Source organism: Crocosphaera watsonii WH 8501 (assembly GCF_000167195.1).
Taxonomy (GTDB): domain Bacteria; phylum Cyanobacteriota; class Cyanobacteriia; order Cyanobacteriales; family Microcystaceae; genus Crocosphaera; species Crocosphaera watsonii.
Genome location: NZ_AADV02000308.1, coordinates 1 through 2,304, shown reverse-complemented (window position 1 = coordinate 2,304; position 2,304 = coordinate 1). Strand labels below are relative to the sequence as shown.

General features: G+C 37.8%; 1 protein-coding gene and 2 pseudogenes. 1 reads left to right on the top strand and 2 read right to left on the bottom strand.

What is annotated here, in order from left to right; all coding sequences use genetic code 11:
- A pseudogene (locus CWATDRAFT_RS31205) lies at positions 1-535 on the top strand (IS66 family transposase); the annotation flags it as partial.
- Between the two features lie 300 nt (positions 536-835).
- On the opposite strand, the pseudogene CWATDRAFT_RS31200 reads toward CWATDRAFT_RS31205, so the two are convergent.
- Together CWATDRAFT_RS31200 and CWATDRAFT_RS31195 are read right to left on the bottom strand one after the other, a co-directional pair.
- Positions 836-1,564: pseudogene (locus CWATDRAFT_RS31200) on the bottom strand (RNA-guided endonuclease InsQ/TnpB family protein); the annotation flags it as partial.
- Positions 1,565-1,720: 156 nt separating this feature from the next.
- Positions 1,721-2,304 (bottom strand): IS5 family transposase (locus CWATDRAFT_RS31195; RefSeq protein ID WP_007308669.1); only part of this gene is annotated, 584 nt, incomplete at its 5' end.

Here is a 2,304-nt window from a genome sequence, read left to right as displayed (position 1 = left end):
GGATGGCCCAACAAGAAATGTCGGGCACATTTAGAAGAGGATTTAGAGTCCCTTAAAACCATTCGTTTTCAACGGAATCGAGAATTTGCTGCCGAATGTACAGCAAGTTTTAGCAACCGCCCGTATCCATTATCGTCATTATCATGCTCGAAATTTAACCCTTGAAGACTTAGGCTCCAAAAGAACAGAAGTCGAGAACTCACTGCAAAAGATTTTTAAAGCAACTCCCAAAAAAGGATGGCCTTATGATGCACAAAGATTGATTAACCGTCTCAAACGTCATTGGGAAGAGTGGTTCACCTTTCTAACTTATCCTGAAGTCAAACCAGATAATAATGATGCTGAGAGAGCTTTACGTCCCATTGTCATTCACCGCAAAGTAAGTGGGGGAGCAAGAAGCGACTGGGGTGCAGAGTTAGTCACCCAAATGTTCAGTTTTTTAGAGACCATGAGATTACAGGGGCAAAATGCCATTGTCCAATTATGCGAATTATTTTCATTAGCTGGTCGGAGTCCCCCAGGATTAGAGATGTAAAAGGCTCCGGAGCCGATGGGGGATAGATTTTTCTTGATCCCCCTATCTCTCTGCACAAAAATACACAGGGTTAGCGGATAATCTCCGCTAACAAAAAACTATCTTACTATTTTTTTTCTCATATTGTTGTTTTTATTTGAGGTTTTTAAAAGACTTGATTCTGGGAATGTTAGTCATTAAAATAGCCGTAATAAATTAGCTTAAATTTTACGCTAAATCACAGGGCTTATATTTTTGTTGACTCAACTGATGTTGTTTGTAGTGCTTTTCAATAAGACTTTTTTGTTGCGGTGAGCAGTTACGTTGCTTGTGGTAGTTGTTAGACTGTTTCTTGCCTTTACGGAAACGTTTTGATAATGGTCTTTGTGCCTTTTTAAGACGCTTTTCTGATTTCCTTAAATAGCGTGCATTGTCAACAGTATTTCCCTGAGCATCAGTATAAAACTCTTTTAAGCCCAGATCAATTCCTGTTACTTGTCCCGTTGGTTCATGGTTTTGTTGACGTTCTACATCAATGAGAAACTGGCAATAAGAACCATCACAACGTCTCACAACTCTTACCCGCCTAATCTGTTGTTCTGAATAATAAACTAACGTTCTCTGACTACACCATAAATCAAATTCTCCTGCTTTAAACCCATCAGTGAACTTGATTTTGCGTCTGTCATCGGATAGCTTGTACCCCGTTAGTTTATACTCAACAGAACGACTATATTTTTTAAACTTAGGAAACCCTTTCTTCCCTGATATCTTGGCACGACAATTCTGGTAGAACCTGTTAATTGATTGCCATGCCCTATCAGCAGCGGATTGACGGGCTTGAGAGTTTAATAAAGTTACCCAAGGTGTGTCTTTATTTTTAGCTAATGTAGAGCAAAGTTTTTGGAGGTCATTACGGGTTATGCCCTTATTATCCGTCCAATAACGAACGCAGGTATTACGCACAAACTGCGATGTCCTAATGGCTTCATCTAGTTTATGGTATTGCTGTGGTGTTCCGTTTTTAAGTTTAGCTTCTACAACTAGCATTTATTAACCTTCGACCTCGGATAAATTGATTATAACATAGTTTACCCAAAAACGCTAGAATTAAAATCGTTGCTTTGCGTTAATTTATTGGTCGGATTTCATCCCCCGCTAATTTTGGTGAGTATTTAGGGTTTGCTGAAAAAGTTTCTCCAAAATTTATGCCACTTTTGACCAAGAATTTTCTGACAAATCAATAAGTTTTAGTACATAAAAATTGTTTAAAGTATAATCAAAATTAATGAAAGGCGGTTTAATGAGTTCCCCTGTTCTATTATTAGTAAATAAGGACAAAAAAAGCGACAAAAACTGCCTCAGAAGTTTAGAAAGATTGACAACTAAAAATGTAATAGCAATAGATGTAATGGAGGTTTCAGGGAGTTTTGTCATCACGAGATTTAGGCTAAATCTTCGTTTAGCTTGTCCAAACTTTCCCTCAATAGCATTACGGAAGCATTCATCGGAGTGGGCTTGTTTCTTCTCTTCTTCACTGACATTTTTCGGAGGTCTTCCTAACTTCGGACCACTGATTCTTATCCCTCTTTCCTTACACCAATTTCTGTTTTCCCTAGTTCGATAAATTTTATCTACATGGACGGATTCGGGATAATAGCCAAACGTTTCTTTATACTTTTCTACTTGTTCTTTTAAATGACAAGATTCATTGAAGTTTTCCCAACTTATTTTGTCTAGAAACACATAGTTATCTACACAGCTTACTGAGAGTTTAGCTCCAAACTTCT